At 62.6% G+C, this 13,678-nt stretch carries 8 protein-coding genes and 2 pseudogenes; 4 read left to right on the forward strand and 6 right to left on the reverse strand.

Features of this window, described 5'->3' with window-relative positions:
- Positions 1-224 precede the first annotated feature (224 nt).
- The 5 genes and pseudogenes from B5483_RS20415 to B5483_RS20435 form a co-directional block, all read right to left on the reverse strand.
- On the reverse strand, positions 225-1,277 hold the full coding sequence (locus B5483_RS20415) for a DUF7146 domain-containing protein (protein ID WP_079731770.1): 1,053 nt from the start codon (positions 1,275-1,277) through the stop codon (positions 225-227).
- A 99-nt stretch (positions 1,278-1,376) separates the two neighbouring features.
- Positions 1,377-3,476 carry a ParB/RepB/Spo0J family partition protein gene (locus B5483_RS20420; protein ID WP_079731771.1) on the reverse strand — a complete coding sequence of 700 codons (2,100 nt, stop codon included), beginning with the start codon at positions 3,474-3,476 and terminating at the stop codon, positions 1,377-1,379.
- A gap of 175 nt (positions 3,477-3,651) precedes the next feature.
- Positions 3,652-4,029 (reverse strand): annotated as a pseudogene (locus tag B5483_RS20425) (hypothetical protein); the annotation flags it as partial.
- 85 nt (positions 4,030-4,114) lie between these two features.
- Entirely contained in the window at positions 4,115-5,962 is a 1,848-nt protein-coding gene (locus B5483_RS20430; RefSeq protein WP_079731772.1) for a reverse transcriptase/maturase family protein, read from the reverse strand.
- A 612-nt stretch (positions 5,963-6,574) separates the two neighbouring features.
- Positions 6,575-6,925: pseudogene (locus B5483_RS20435) on the reverse strand (hypothetical protein); the annotation flags it as partial.
- Positions 6,926-7,017: 92 nt separating this feature from the next.
- Here B5483_RS20435 and B5483_RS20445 point away from each other — a divergent pair.
- From B5483_RS20445 to B5483_RS20460, 4 genes are read left to right on the forward strand one after another with little or no spacing between them, the layout of a single operon-like run.
- Entirely contained in the window at positions 7,018-8,517 is a 1,500-nt protein-coding gene (locus B5483_RS20445) for a tyrosine-type recombinase/integrase (RefSeq protein ID WP_176168144.1), read from the forward strand.
- On the forward strand, positions 8,514-10,301 hold the full coding sequence (locus B5483_RS20450; protein ID WP_079731773.1) for a hypothetical protein: 1,788 nt from the start codon (positions 8,514-8,516) through the stop codon (positions 10,299-10,301). Before B5483_RS20445 ends, B5483_RS20450 begins: the two co-directional genes overlap by 4 nt.
- Positions 10,298-12,430, forward strand: a complete 2,133-nt coding sequence (locus B5483_RS20455) for a hypothetical protein (RefSeq protein WP_007013282.1) — start codon at positions 10,298-10,300, stop codon at positions 12,428-12,430. The genes B5483_RS20450 and B5483_RS20455 overlap by 4 nt, the downstream gene beginning before the upstream one ends.
- Entirely contained in the window at positions 12,409-12,762 is a 354-nt protein-coding gene (locus tag B5483_RS20460; protein ID WP_038575789.1) for a hypothetical protein, read from the forward strand. Before B5483_RS20455 ends, B5483_RS20460 begins: the two co-directional genes overlap by 22 nt.
- Here B5483_RS20460 and B5483_RS20465 read toward each other — a convergent pair.
- Positions 12,697-13,665 carry an ArdC family protein gene (locus tag B5483_RS20465; RefSeq protein ID WP_013831460.1) on the reverse strand — a complete coding sequence of 323 codons (969 nt, stop codon included), beginning with the start codon at positions 13,663-13,665 and terminating at the stop codon, positions 12,697-12,699. The genes B5483_RS20460 and B5483_RS20465 overlap by 66 nt on opposite strands.
- Positions 13,666-13,678: the final 13 nt, after the last annotated feature.

Below are 13,678 nucleotides of genomic sequence, written 5' to 3' on the forward strand. Positions count from 1 at the left end.
TGGGCCGAAGCGACAAGCGAAGGACCGAGGGCGGCGACTATTTTGGTTCGCGATGGCAAAGCGCTCCGATAGGTAGCGCGCCGGAAAATAGTCGCCGCAAAGGTTGCCCGGCCGGGCGGCCTGACGGCCGATCGCCCTCTCGAAGGCCAGGGCGCGGCTTTGCTGAGAAGGAGACTATCCTGCGAGACGATGGCCGATAAAGCCTATCACGATCGTCCTTGTCCCTACGCAGAGGGTGCCAGGAAGAGTGCTGCATCTTGAGTCGTCATAGATACACGCAGACACTCGCGGACCGCGTCGATGCCGCGATGCCGCAAGTCGTCGTTGAAGTCGTCCAATGCGGGCTGCAGCGCGATAACCTCAATGCCGGCCTGTTCCCCCCTGTCCTTGAGTGCCGCGAGCACGCCTTCGCCTGCCGGATCGACGTCTTGTGCGACATAGAGCCTGCGCAAGGATGCTGGAAATGCAATCGCGGCAAGGTGGGCGGCGGAGAGTGCGGCCAGCATGGGCATGGTCGGCAGAGCAGAGCGAAGCGACAGGACGGTCTCAATGCCCTCGCCAGCAGCCATGACCGGCCCTGCTTTGCCAAAGCGCACAGCGTTCCCAAGCAGATCGCCGAGCGCCCGGCGCGAGGTTGCAACAGGCGCCTTGCCGAGTGTTTCCTCGTTGAAACCGTCAGGATCGAGCCAGGTGCGATGAATGCCGGTAATCTTGCCGTTCCGGTCGGTGACCGCCGCAAGCATGGCAGGCCAGTGCTCCGTCGGGCAATCTTCATAAGTCCGGTAGTAACAGTGGGGATGGAAACGCAGGGCCTCGGCCGGGATTGGCGAAGTGATGCCACGGCCCTGCAAGTAAGATTGAGCAAGCGTGCCCTCGATCGGTGCGCCCATGGCAAACAGGCGGCGGGCCGCATTTCGTTTTCCGGAGGATGCATTGGATCTGGCCTGCCGGCGGGGCGAGGCTTGGGGCTCTTCAGGTGGCAAGCGAAGAAAGCGGCGTGCCTCATCCGTCACGTCCCCGAACTCGACCAATCCGCATGTCTCGCGGATCACGTCGAGCAGATCGCCGTGCTCGCCCGTCGCCGCATCGGTCCACTTTCCGGCGACACCCTTGGCCGTGTCCCTGAGGCGCACGTACATCGAGCGCCCAGCGGTATTGCGTACATCGCCCACCTGCCAGTAGTTGCCCTGCCGTGTGCCGTGGGAAAGGTAATGCCGGCATACCAGTTCGGCCCGGTCGGCAAGGGCGCGCGCCAGGTCTTGTGCTGTCTCGATCATGATGGTCCTTCATGCAAAGGGCCCGCCGTCGGCACGCAGGCGAAGCAGCGCTTCGCGGGTGATGCCGGTTGGGCGGGCCAGTCGCGTTGTTGCCGGTGCCTATTCGACTGCGATTACCTGCGCGTCGGCATCATTGTCGGGGACCAGGGCAGATTCTCCGATATCCTTTTCACCGCCGGACGCTTGCGTTTCTTCGCCTGCGGCCTCGCCGTCGGTGGAATCGGCCAGCGAGAACGCGATCGACGCGCCGCCCGGAGTGCGAAGTGGCTCGGGTAGCCAGCCCGTATCGGCCAACAATTCTTCGGCCTGCGAGGCCATGTCGCCTTTCTTGAGGTGCGCAATGCGATCGGCGGCATCGTGCCCCCTGCCTTCGGCGACTGCCTGCAGGATTCGCGCCTTTGTGACCCGACCAAGGAACTGGTTGACGGTGGGCCGCCATCCGGCACGCACCATGTCGAGAGCCACGGTCGCGGCCAGTTGGTCGGCATGGGCGAGTGCGCGCGGTCTGCGGTTCCAGGCTTCATGCACGGCATTGACCGACATGCTGACGACATGCGCAAAGAGCGCCCGGCGCCGGGCCTCGTCCCAATCGCCAAGTGCCTCCCACAGTTCCGCGGATTCCTTGGGGAGCAACGCGGCCCAATCGTCATGGCGGGTGCGGATTGCCTGCGCGCAGGCACTGTCATTGAGCCCCGCCGCCTGCGCCCCGAAACTCACGCTCTTGAGATCGAGGTCCAGGCAACTGTCCGTGCGGTAATGGTAGAAGACCTGGAGTGTCAGGGCGTGGAGCGCGGCGAGGAAGGCAATGTCGGGCTCATCGCCAAGAGCCTGACGCAGGGCCAGTGTACGATGCGCCGACAATTCAGTCATGAGCCGATCGGAGATCGGGGAAAGGACCTCGTCCTCCACCGCCTCGGACTGCGGCGATCCGGCTTCCCCCGTCAGACACGGCTCACCAGCATCGCCCATGGCAGCGGCAATCGCATCGCTGCGTTCCGGTTCACCGAGGCATTCGAGCGGCTGTTCGTCCTCGGGACGCACGTAGCCCCGCTCGATACGCAGCACGCCGCCCGGTGCAATGCTGACGAAGGCCCCTGCCCGCGCCATGTCGTCGGGTTCGAAACGCAAGGGCCGGGCTTCGAACGCTTCAAGGGCCGTCTCGAGGTCAGCGAAGCGTGCGTCGATATCATCGCTCAACTCGTCGGCGCTCGCATATTCCTCCGACAGTCGGTCATATTCAGCCTGCAATGCCTCGCGGGAAGTTTCCTCTTCTGCGGTCAGAGGCGATGGTTCACCAAACAATTGGCGCAGACCAAAGGTATGGCCGTAGGGAAAGTCGGGGGCCGTCTCGACCCACTTCCAGCCTTCCGCAGCAACGGCGGCAGCCTCCTCGTTCAGACGCTCGGTCACAAGCATGTCGACGAGTGCGACGTCTTGCAGCCACCCGCCATCGTCGCCCTGAAACAGGTCGCGCATGATCGTGCCGCCGGCTTCAAGATAGGGATCGAGGCCGATGAACTGCACGCGCTTATCCGATGCACAAACCGATTCCTCGGTCAGCAGGCGCCGGATGGTATGGGGGTGTTTGTCGTAGGCCCGATTTAACCGTTCATAGGCCTGTTCCTGGCGCTCGTGGTCGCTCGACACCGTAAAGGCCATGAGTTGATCAAGGTTCAGACCGTCCTCGGCATAGACCTCGAGCAAACGGGGCGACACCGAAGCGAGCTTTAACCGCTGCCGGACGACATTGACCGAAACGAAGAAAGCCGCGGCGATTTCCTCTTCGGACTGGCCCTTCTCGCGTAGGGCCAGAAACGCGCGGAACTGGTCGAGAGGATGCAAGGGTGCGCGCTGCACGTTTTCAGCAAGCGAGTCTTCCTCGGCAAGTCCCTCTGCGCGTACGATGCAGGGCACCGGCGCAGTGCGGGTAAGGCGCTTCTGCTTCACCAGGAGTTCGAGCGCGCGGTAACGGCGCCCGCCGGCCGGAATCTCGAACATGCCGGTTTCGGCACCGGCCTCGTCAGTAACAGGGCGTACGCTCAGGCCCTGGAGCAGGCCGCGACGCACGATGTCCTCGGCCAGTTCCTCGATCGAGACACCGGCCTTGATACGCCGGACATTCGATTGGCTCAGCATCAGCTTGTTGAAGGGAATGTCGCTCGACGTCGACAGGGTAATCTTCTTTGCAGCAGTAGCCATGGAAATGTACTCCGCGACGGGCAGCCGGGAGCCTCTCTCCCAGCTTTCCAACCCGTCACGAACGAGGGCACCGCCCTCTGACTCTGAGAGGACGGCGCCAGGCAGCGACAGCTGAGGGCGAGGAACGGACCCGGCCGGAGGCATCACGATCGACGCCTCCGGTTGCCCCCCGAAGTCAGGAAGCGCGATCGAAGAGCTTCTTGGCCCGGCCCTCGAGGTCGAGCCTTGCATCCTGGTTGGTCTTGCGACGTGCGAGGGCGGTGATGCCCTGGACGAAGTCGAACACGCTCGTGGGCGGATGCCCTTCCTCGGCAAGAACCGTGTCCACGATCCTGGCGGTGTCGGCGCGCGAGAAGCCCCGCTTACGCAGGAAATCGACGCGGTCTTCATCGCTGCGCGCTACGATCCTTTCGCGAGCCGCCTTGATGCCGTTGACGAAGGGCATGGGCGATGAATCGGCAAAGCGCGTCAGGGCCGGCGCCGCCTCATGGGCGAAACGGGACGCGGCATACTTGGAATGGCGGATCGAGATTTCCTGGAAATCCTCGACGCCGTCGGGTAGGGGCGAGGGTTCCCGATGGGATTGTCCTCTACCCCTCCCACGAAACCGGACTTGATAGTTTCCCATCATCCGGCTTCTACGCTTGCACCGTACGATCCAGTCGTTCCTGTAGCCGTCCGGCATGATGCGCGACATGGCAGTCGTGGCAGAGCACCACACGCTTGCGCGTTCGGGCTGCCTTGACGCGGGTCCACAAGGTGGTTCCCTGCATATCACTCATCTTTCGAACGTGATGCACCTCCACCGGCACGTCTTCGGTGCCGCACGCCTGACATTCCCTCGCTCGCAGGCGATCGACGAAGTCGTTCCGGCCTGCGAAGTGGATATGCGGTGACGTTTGGCGGTCGACATGCCCGGATGCCGGTGTTGGCCGAACATCCTTGAGGCGGAACATCGGCATGAAGCGCCGCTGATGGCGGCCCTCATACCACAGTCCGAGGCGATCCCCGTTTCGGAGCCTCTCTGCCGTCACCTTGACCGAACATTTATGCTTCCGCGAGACGGTCTTCATGAAGCTCCACCACCAGAGGTGATGAAGTCGTCCGACCTCATCTTTCCAGAGCGTGCCGAGCTTGTAATACTCAGCCAGCCCTCGCATCATCGCATTATATCCGGTCAAGATCGCGACATCGGAGTTGTTGATCAGTTCGCAGCGCGCCTCGCCCCGGTTGATATAGATATTCCCGAGACGTTGGCGTTCCGCAAACCGGGCGAGCCTGTCTACCGGCACGTGAAGTTGCATGCGGTCGCCGGGCAGACGCATGGTGACGGCACGGCCGCCCTTGATCATGCGTTTGGTCTGCCCTTCACCATATGTCTTCAGCTGATAACCGAGGAACATAGCGCCCTCGTCCGCCTTCCTGATCCCGCTTTTCTCCTCGGACACCTCCAGCTTCAGGGTTTCGGCCAGATAGGTTCTGACTTCGGCCATGATGCCGCGGGCATCGTCCTTGCTGCCGATCACGCCGATAACGAAGTCGTCGGCATAGCGGCAGTAGCGGAGTCTGCGGTAGTTGGGGTCGAACGGGTCGAGAGCCGGCTCTTCGAGTCGTCGCCGCTCCCATTCCCTGATCTCTTCGACAAGCGCCGGGATTTCCTCCTCTTGACCATTGGCCCGCCGCCGTTCGATCTTTCTGCGTCTGATCTGGATCTGCTTGGAGATTTCGAGATAGGCATCGCTGCGCCGTCTCGTCTGCCCCTTATCGAACCGCGCTTTCATCTCCGCCATGAACTCGTCGAGCTCGTGAAGGTAGACGTTAGCCAGTATCGGTGAGATCACGCCGCCTTGCGGAGCGCCGCTGAACGTCCGGTGGAACGTCCAGTCTTCAAGGTAGCCAGCCTTGAGCATCCGCCCAATCAATCGTATCAGGCGATCATCGTCGATGCGCCTGCGTAGGAGACTGAGCAGGATGTCATGGTCGATGTTGTCGTAGTAACCGACTATATCGACCTCGATCAGCCACTTCACGCCATGCCATGTGCGCCTGATTTCGGTCAGAGCACTGTGACATGACCGCCCCCGGCGGAAGCCATGCGATTGATCGGCGAAGACCGGCTCATAGACATGTTCGAGCAAAATCTTCACCGCCGCCTGCACCAGCTTGTCGTCGGCAGTAGGAATGCCCAACGGGCGTTTCTTCCCATTGGGTTTGGGGATGTATTGCCTGCGGGCAGGAGAGAAGCGATACGAGCCGTCCAGCACGGCGGCCATGATCCGTTCCATCCTTTCGAGCGAAAAGCCGTCTAGGGTGTTGTCGGGATCAATGCCGGGCGTGAGCGCTCCTTTGTTGGGAGCGACCTGCTCATAAGCCCGTTCCCAGAGGGACGAACAGCCGAGCAGCCGGAACAGACCGTTGATACGCTTTCCCTGGCGTGACAGGTCGATGATTGAGTCCAGTCTCTTCTCTACGGTGAGCGGTTGCATCAGCAGACCTCCGTTATGAAGTTGAAAGACCCAGCAAGCGCGCCGCCCTTCACCCGCGCAGAGGGGATTCCCCGTCCGGTTACCCGGCCAGTTTCACCCATGCCCGTCCATCCTTGGATGGCTGTCCCGGACATTACCCCGGGCGTTTGGCTAATATGGCGGCTCCGTCGCCATACGGGACACCGGAGAGGTGCCCGCTTAGACGATCCCATGTTTACACGATCAGTGAGATGCGACGTGGTTAGGTGGCCCGTTCGATCGTTGGCCTCTCGACGAGAGGTGGACCGTGCGACCAAGTTTAGGAGGACGCTATGGGGTAGTCCTCCCTTCGCACGGCATGACGCGTCAACCATTGCTGCGCCATGACCCGCATAAAGTTCCTGAATCTGGGCTTCACGCAATCCAGCATTCACCATACACGTCTTGCCCTGACGCCCCGATAGCCTACAATGGCTTCGGCCCGGAGACGCCTTTTACCCGACATGCTATTGTCCCCTGCCGCTTTCACGGTCGCAGCCATTGCTGGCCAAGGTAAGTCGGGTGAGCATCAGGCTGTTCTTGGTTTCCTGAGAAGTCATCCTTCACTCAATTGATCGCGCCACCATGGCGCACCCACAAATTGCGATTCATACACACGGCGCGCAGGTAGAACGTCGCGATTCCCAGCGTCTTGGAGCCGACCTCGGAGTTCCAGGCATAGAAGCCGCGGAAGAAGAGATCGGGCTCGCCATTGGGCAGCTTGCCGGCCTCGATCGGATGGGTGTCATCGACCAGGAACAGAAAGACATCGCGGTCGGAGGCATAGAGCGTCGTCGTTTCGCTGCTGACATCGACATGGGGGTTGTAGACCATCGAGCCCCAGTCGAGCACGCCGGGGACCTTCCATCGGGTATCGCCCACACCGTCACCGGCAATGCTCATGACCGCGCTCACCAGTTCGTGATCCCAAATACGGCCATTATCCCGACTCTTCAGGACCGTCTCACAGACGCAATGATGATGAGGCAGCTCCATGATCGATCGCCTTCCTGTTGGAGGTGCGATGTTTTGCCGGGGTGGGCTCGAGCCCACCCCGGCAAAACATCGGCGCCCGGAGACTTCCCATCCCCAAGCTCTTCTTCACCGATCTCTCCTCCCTCCCCTCCACCGTCGTAATCGATGGGCAGGTTCACGGGCTGACGCCTGACGAAATCTCAGCAGCCAGCAGGTGTGGACTGGTCGATGGAATGCCGTTTATCCTGCGCGATGACGGGAGCTATGATCATCAGCTCAACCGCTTCTTCCGCTCCTGTCCCACGATGGGCGTGCGGTCGCTCAACAGCCTTCGGGCCTACGCGCGCGATATCGTCGTCTGGATGCGGTTCCTGGGCGAACGCAGAAACGGCAAATCCCTCTGGCAGGCCGATCGTGATGACGTCACCGCCTTCCACCATGCCCGGCGGCTGTCGAAGCCGCCCTATCGAATCTCGGCCGCATCGTGGAATCGCGCCGTAGCCGCGCTCGACAAACTCTATCGCTGGGCGCGCGACGAGAATCTGGTCGCCGATCTGCCGTTCACCTATCGCCAGAGCTGGGTCCGTTCGGCGCCGGACGGACCACGTCAGGCCGTAGCCGCCAATTGCGCGCGCGAGCCTGGGGCACGCAAGGGTAACATGCGCTTCGTCGATCTGGAGCGCTATATGCTGTTCCGGGATGTCGGCCTGCGAGGCCGGCTGCCGGATGGACGTGAGGATCCATACTGGCGTGGACGCCACGGTGAGCGCAACGCTCTGTTCGCCGAGTTCCTGATCACGACGGGGCTAAGGCTGCAGGAAGCATCGAGCCTGCTGCTCGGCGAGCTTCCACACCATAAGCTCTCCGACCCGTCGATCCGATCGGTGCCGTATCGGCTTGCGGCGGCTACGGCGAAGGGAGGTCGCGGACGAGATATCCGCCTGCCCGTCAGGCTGCTGGCCCAACTGCACGACTATGCGCGCATCGAACGGGAAAATGCCGTCAGCAAGCGAGGAGGCCGCGCCCCACCTTCGAATGCGCGGCCAATCCTCGCGACGCCGACTGGGCGTAGATCCCTTCGTGTCAGCAACGGTGATCGTGAAGCTGTCGTCAGCGTCGATCGCTTGTCTCCGACCGAACGCGCCAGGCTCGTCGATGCAGATACGTTCGCACCGTTAAGCCTGTGGCTCACCGAAACCGGGCGGCCGATGACGATGCCGGCATGGGAGGCGGTATTCATGCGCGCGAGCGCCCGCTGCCATGCACTGGGGGTTGAAATCGACGTGACCCCACACATGCTGCGCCACGCCTTTGCCGTCCATATGCTTGCCCTGCTTCTGCGCGAGCAGGTCAAATACGCCGCCAGCGGTGACGCGGGGCAGACCGGCTCGGTCTATCGGCGCCTGATCGGCGATCCGCTGCTCAAGCTGCAGCGGCTGATGGGACACAGCCGGATCGAGAGCACCTACATCTATCTGGATCATCTCGACGAAAGTCAGGCGATTATCGATGTGGCGGTGGAGCAGTGGGGGCTTGATCTCGCGCCGAAAAAAGCAGCGTGACACGCGGGCACCATGCCCGCTTCCCGGAAGCTGCGCCGGAGTCCCCAACAGGTGCAACGGCGCTCGATCCGCGGCGGTTCGCTGTTCGCTGCGATGACGGCAGCGAGGTGCTGGTAGACATGCGCAACTGGAAGCGCACAGCCCTTACAGCCGAAATGGCGGTGTTGCTCGATGAATATATCCGCCGGATGGGACCAAGCCCCATCGCCCGTTCGGTTCAACGAAAGGTCAGGCAACTGGGTCTGTTCTGGACGTTCCTGGATATGAATGATCTGTCGGTGAGCGGGCTCGGCGACATCGATACGACGCTGATCAACGATTACGAACTCTGGTTGGAGCGCAATGGCGGAGGGCGCTTCCACCAGCGTCACCTTCTCGCAACGCTGATTGGGCTTCTGCGCCTTGCACCGGAAATGCGCGGCGGCATCCTCTCGCAGGAGACGGTCGCACGCCTGACCTTCATCGGCCACGGCGAAGGCGGGGTCAGCCAGCCACGAGATGCCTATAGCAGCGGCATTGCAAACCGGCTGAGAAATGCCGCCCGCGTACAGATCGAAGACGCGCGACGCCGGATAGCACTGGGCGACGCGCGACCGCCGATTCCGAAGCGCATGGAGATCGGGACTCGCGTCCACGAGCATTATGCCGCCGTGGTCGACGCGATCGTTCGCTTGGGTCAGGTCGGCACACGCCGCAAGGACGTAAGACGCTTCGTCCAACTCGCCGGGCACCGTGGGATCGATAATACGATGGAAGCCCTGCATGCCGGCTTCTACCTGACCCGGCTCGACTTCATCGCGTTCCTCGTGCTCCTGTCTCTTGAGACCGGCATGGAAATGGAATGCCTGCTGCGTCTCAAGGCGGACTGCCTGCGTAATCCCACCAAGGGCTATGTCGAGATCGAGTATTACAAGCGTCGCGCGCGCGGATCGGAATGGAAACGCTTGCGTGTACGCGATGGTGGTAGTGGCACGCCAGGCGGCCTGATCAAGCTCGCCCTCGCGCTGACCGAGCGGGCGCGAGGGCATCTCGGAACAGATCGGTTGTGGGCGATCTGGACCATCACAGGGCTCCGCGTGGCTGGCGACGATAGCCGCAAAGGCATAGAGGTCTTTGTCCGTCACCACCAATTGCTCGATGATGACGGCGCGCCGCTACACCTGTCGCTGTCGCGCCTTCGCAAGACCAACAAGGCCGAATGGTATCGCAAGACCGGTGGGCAGCTCGAGCACTTCGCTGTTGGGCACTCGATACCGGTCGCGGCGCGGCATTATGCCGAAATCCCGGCACTTCGACCGATCCACGAGCGAACCGTCGCCGAGGCCAGCGGAGACGCGCTGGAAATGGCGCTACGGCCAACTATCCTGTTGCCCGACGCCGATGGAGATCAGCATACTGCGGGCGAGCAAGGTGGGAAACCTGCGTACTGTAGATCTTCATCCGGTGAGGACCTGTGGCTTGCCCGCTGTAGCGGCTTCTTCAAAAGCCCGTTCGGTTCAGCGGGCGAAGCCTGCCCGACGCCCTTCTGGGGGTGCCTTGAATGCGAAAACGCGGTGATCACGGCGCGCAAGCTGCCGGCGCTTGTTGCCTTCCAAACCTTCATGGTTGTGCAGCGCGAGGTGCTCGACGCCGAAGAGTGGGCAAGCAAGTTCGGCCGGGCCTGGTGGCGGATTGCGGGCCAGATCCTGCCAGCCTTCCCCATGGCGCTGGTCGAGGCAGCCCGCACCGAAGCCGAATTATCGGGCACGGAACTGTTCTATCTTCCCGTGGAAGCACGACTATGAGCGAGAGCCAGCCAGCCCTTGCGCCGGGACTTTCCGCGATACGCGCCCATGATGACGTTGTGCTGGCTTCGATGGCGCTCAAGGATGGCACGGACCGTGCCAAACTGTCCCGATTCCACGACGATATCTGGGATATCGACCCCGCAATCATTCACGTCACAGCGCGTAATGCCTTCCGCACGATCGACTTCAGCGGGATTGCCTGCCCCATCGAACGTCTGACAGCCAAGGAATATATCTATGCATGGCTGAACGAACTACTCCCGGATCGCGCGGGGCGTTTACGCCCGCTATCGACCCGCACCGCGCTGGCGACGCTCTGCAGGTTCATGGCGTTCGTCCGGGAGCGAGTCGGACGGTTCGACGTTCGGATCATCGACCAGGCATTGCTCGATGGATATCTCGCCGAACTGAGGGCGCGAAACGTGCAGCCGAGCCGGGTGGCGGCATGCCTGCGGCCGATCGTGCAGCTTCGCCGCCTGGCACCCTTCCTGTCCCACGGTGGGCTGCGCTTCGTGCCTTGGCACGGACGCGCGATCTACACCGTCGCGGGCTGCAAGGGTCGGCCCTCCGAGAATCTCACGCCGCGCATACCTGAGCCGGTAATCGGCGCACTTATCCGTTGGTCGCTCAAATATATCGACATCTTCGCGGCCGACATCTTCGCAGCGCGCGCTGAACTGGATGCACTTGAAACGGCCTATGCCGAGCGCCCCGCCAGTACAAAGCATAGCCGTCTGGCGGACCGGATGGCGGAGTGGACCGCTGCCCGTCGGTTGGCGGGCCGTGGTGTTCCTGTCTGGAACCGCCCACAGCGGAATGGGGGGATGAGCCAGGCCATCGCGGAATCCGACCGTTACGACGGTCACGTCGTGAACATGCGGCTGATCGCCATGCAGGCAGGGATCCATCCGACCACGCTCAGTCAGCCCAACATGAGGGCGCTCGTGCTCTCGGCAATCGAGGAACTCGGCATCGAGCATGGCGGTATGGACACGCTAATCACCCTCGATCCCGATAGCGGACGTCCTTGGCGTGAACGGTTCGATGCGTTCGATCTTGTCCGAGAAGAGCGGCACCTGCAAACGGCAGCCTACATTCTGTGTTCCTATCTGACCGGCATGCGCGATGGCGAAATCCAGGCCATGCGCCCGAATTGCATCAAGCGAGGCAAAAGTGCCGATGGGCGGATCGAGCGGATCGCGGTGCAGAGCATGATCTACAAGGGACGCGGGACACACGGTGAGATCGAAGAATGGGTGACGATTGCACCCGTCGCACGCGCCGTTGAGGTGGCCGAGCGCCTTGCGCGCCGCCATCGCGCACCGCATCAGCATGACGGTTTATGGATCGTGCTCGAACGGGGCACAGCCGTTGAGCGCACGCTTCCCCACATCGTGCAGCAGATCAACCGCTATCGTGAGCACCTCGACGCGCAATATGGCTCTGTCGACATGCCTGCCGTGCCGCTCGTTGATGGCCGAAACTGGGTCTTCAACACCCGCCAGTTCCGTCGCACGCTTGCCTGGTATATCGCCAATCGGCCGTTCGGCGTGGTTGCCGGGAAAATCCAGTACAAGCACGCCTCGGTCGCCATGTTCGACGGCTACGCCGGAGCGTCAGCATCCGGGTTCCGGCAGGAGGTCGAGCAGGAACGCGCCCTTGGTCAACTCGATGATATCGTCGTCCAATATGAGGGCTACCGCAATGGCGAGAGACTGGCGGGACCTGCAGGCGCTCGGATCACTGCGGAAATGATGCGGGTAGCAACTGCCGCCGAGCTGCCCGGCATTGTTGCAGACGAAAAACGGGTGAAAGCGATGCTCGCTCATCTGGCGCGAACGCTGCATGTGGGCGTGCTCAACGACTGCTTCTTCGATCGCGCGACCGCGCTATGCCTGCGGAGCGCCAACGAAGGTGCGGCGCCGCGGCTCTCAAACTGCGCGCCGGATCGCTGTCCGAACTCGTGTATCACGAGCCGCCATGTTCCGGCATGGCAATCCGCCATCGATGATGCCGAGGCGGTGTTGAAGAGCAAGCGCCTGTCAGCCGCCCAACGCACGGCGATACGTGCGGATCGGGACCGCATGAAGAAGGTGATCGCGCTATGGGCGGATCCAGCGGCATGAAGCCGGTCAGCACCGAGACCGAACGCAGATTACGGGGCGCCCTGGCGCGCCTCGTGGCGAGCGGCGACCGGCTGTCGGTCGCGAACCTGGCGCGGCAGGCGGGTGTGAGCCGCGCTACCGCGAACAGGGCGGTTGCGGTCCGGGCAGAGCTGCGCGAGGCCGCAGCCGGGCGCCAAGGTGCCGCACCGGCAGCAATCGACAGCGGCGAGCAGTCGCAGACCATAGGCGAGAATATCCTCGCCCAACACGTGCAGGTACGTGCGCTGCTACGCGGCGAGGAACGCAGGCGAAATGCCGACGCCGGCAACGTCGTCCCCATCCTGCGGCGATGATACAATCTGCTCCGGCGGGGGCGTTGGCTGCTGAGCGTGCATCCAGTCCGCAGCCTGCTGCGCCTTGCTGGCAGCCGTGAAGATCGCGCGTGAGTCATTCTTCAACACCTCGAGCCAGGAGGCAATGTACGCTGCATGATCGGGACGTGGGTGATGCGCGATGCCGAGGTCCGCGAGCACGAGGCCGCTCAGAATCTCAACGCAGCACTCCTCGGCCGCATAAGCGGCGGAACCGAAGCGGCCGGAGAGGTCGCGATCGAGCCGATGCTTGGCTCCTGAGGCGTGGCCGTTCTCGTGAAGCCAGACACCGTAAAAAGAGGCAGCGTCGCGGAAACACTCGAACGGGGGCATGCACACCGTATCCGTCGAGGGGCGATAATAGGCCTCCGAACCGCCAAAGACAGTCGCGATACCCAGGCTGGAAATGAACGCTTCCGCTGCGGCATGGCGCGCCGTGTCCGGGAGCATCGTGATGGGCGGCACCTCATAGCCATCAACCTGCGCCACGTTGAAGACGGAAAATGCGCGCGCGAACATCTTGCGATGGCCATTCTCGTCCTCATCGCTGTCATCGTCGGCAGCGGAAGACACCTGCTTCCAGAACACCACGGTGGTGGCGTGCTCGCCCTTGCGGACTTGCGCGCCGGCCTCGATCCATTGGCGATAGGTGCCCCACAGCCCATCGCTGTAGCCGCCCGCCATCGCCGCCACCCAGAGCGCCACGGTGTTTATGCCGCGATAGCGCTTGGCCGAACTGACGTTGGTCGGGCGCGCAACGCTGGTGCCATGATGATGCCAAGGTGCGCGCCAGTCACCGGCCCCGTTCTCGATAGCTGCGATAATCTCGGCGGTGACGCGCGTGTAGACGTCAGCGCGCTCGCCAGCCTGCTTGCGATATGCCATGTTCATCTCCTGG

Origin of the sequence: Novosphingobium mathurense (assembly GCF_900168325.1) — a bacterium.
GTDB classification, from domain to species: domain Bacteria; phylum Pseudomonadota; class Alphaproteobacteria; order Sphingomonadales; family Sphingomonadaceae; genus Novosphingobium; species Novosphingobium mathurense.

Coding starts and splice junctions, on each gene's coding strand:
- B5483_RS20420 (WP_079731771.1), bottom strand. CDS start 3,476: ATGGCTACTGCTGCAAAGAAGATTACCCTGTCGACGTCGAGCGACATT.
- B5483_RS20415 (WP_079731770.1), bottom strand. CDS start 1,277: ATGATCGAGACAGCACAAGACCTGGCGCGCGCCCTTGCCGACCGGGCC.
- B5483_RS20455 (WP_007013282.1), top strand. CDS start 10,298: ATGAGCGAGAGCCAGCCAGCCCTTGCGCCGGGACTTTCCGCGATACGC.
- B5483_RS20465 (WP_013831460.1), bottom strand. CDS start 13,665: ATGGCATATCGCAAGCAGGCTGGCGAGCGCGCTGACGTCTACACGCGC.
- B5483_RS20460 (WP_038575789.1), top strand. CDS start 12,409: ATGGGCGGATCCAGCGGCATGAAGCCGGTCAGCACCGAGACCGAACGC.
- B5483_RS20430 (WP_079731772.1), bottom strand. CDS start 5,962: ATGCAACCGCTCACCGTAGAGAAGAGACTGGACTCAATCATCGACCTG.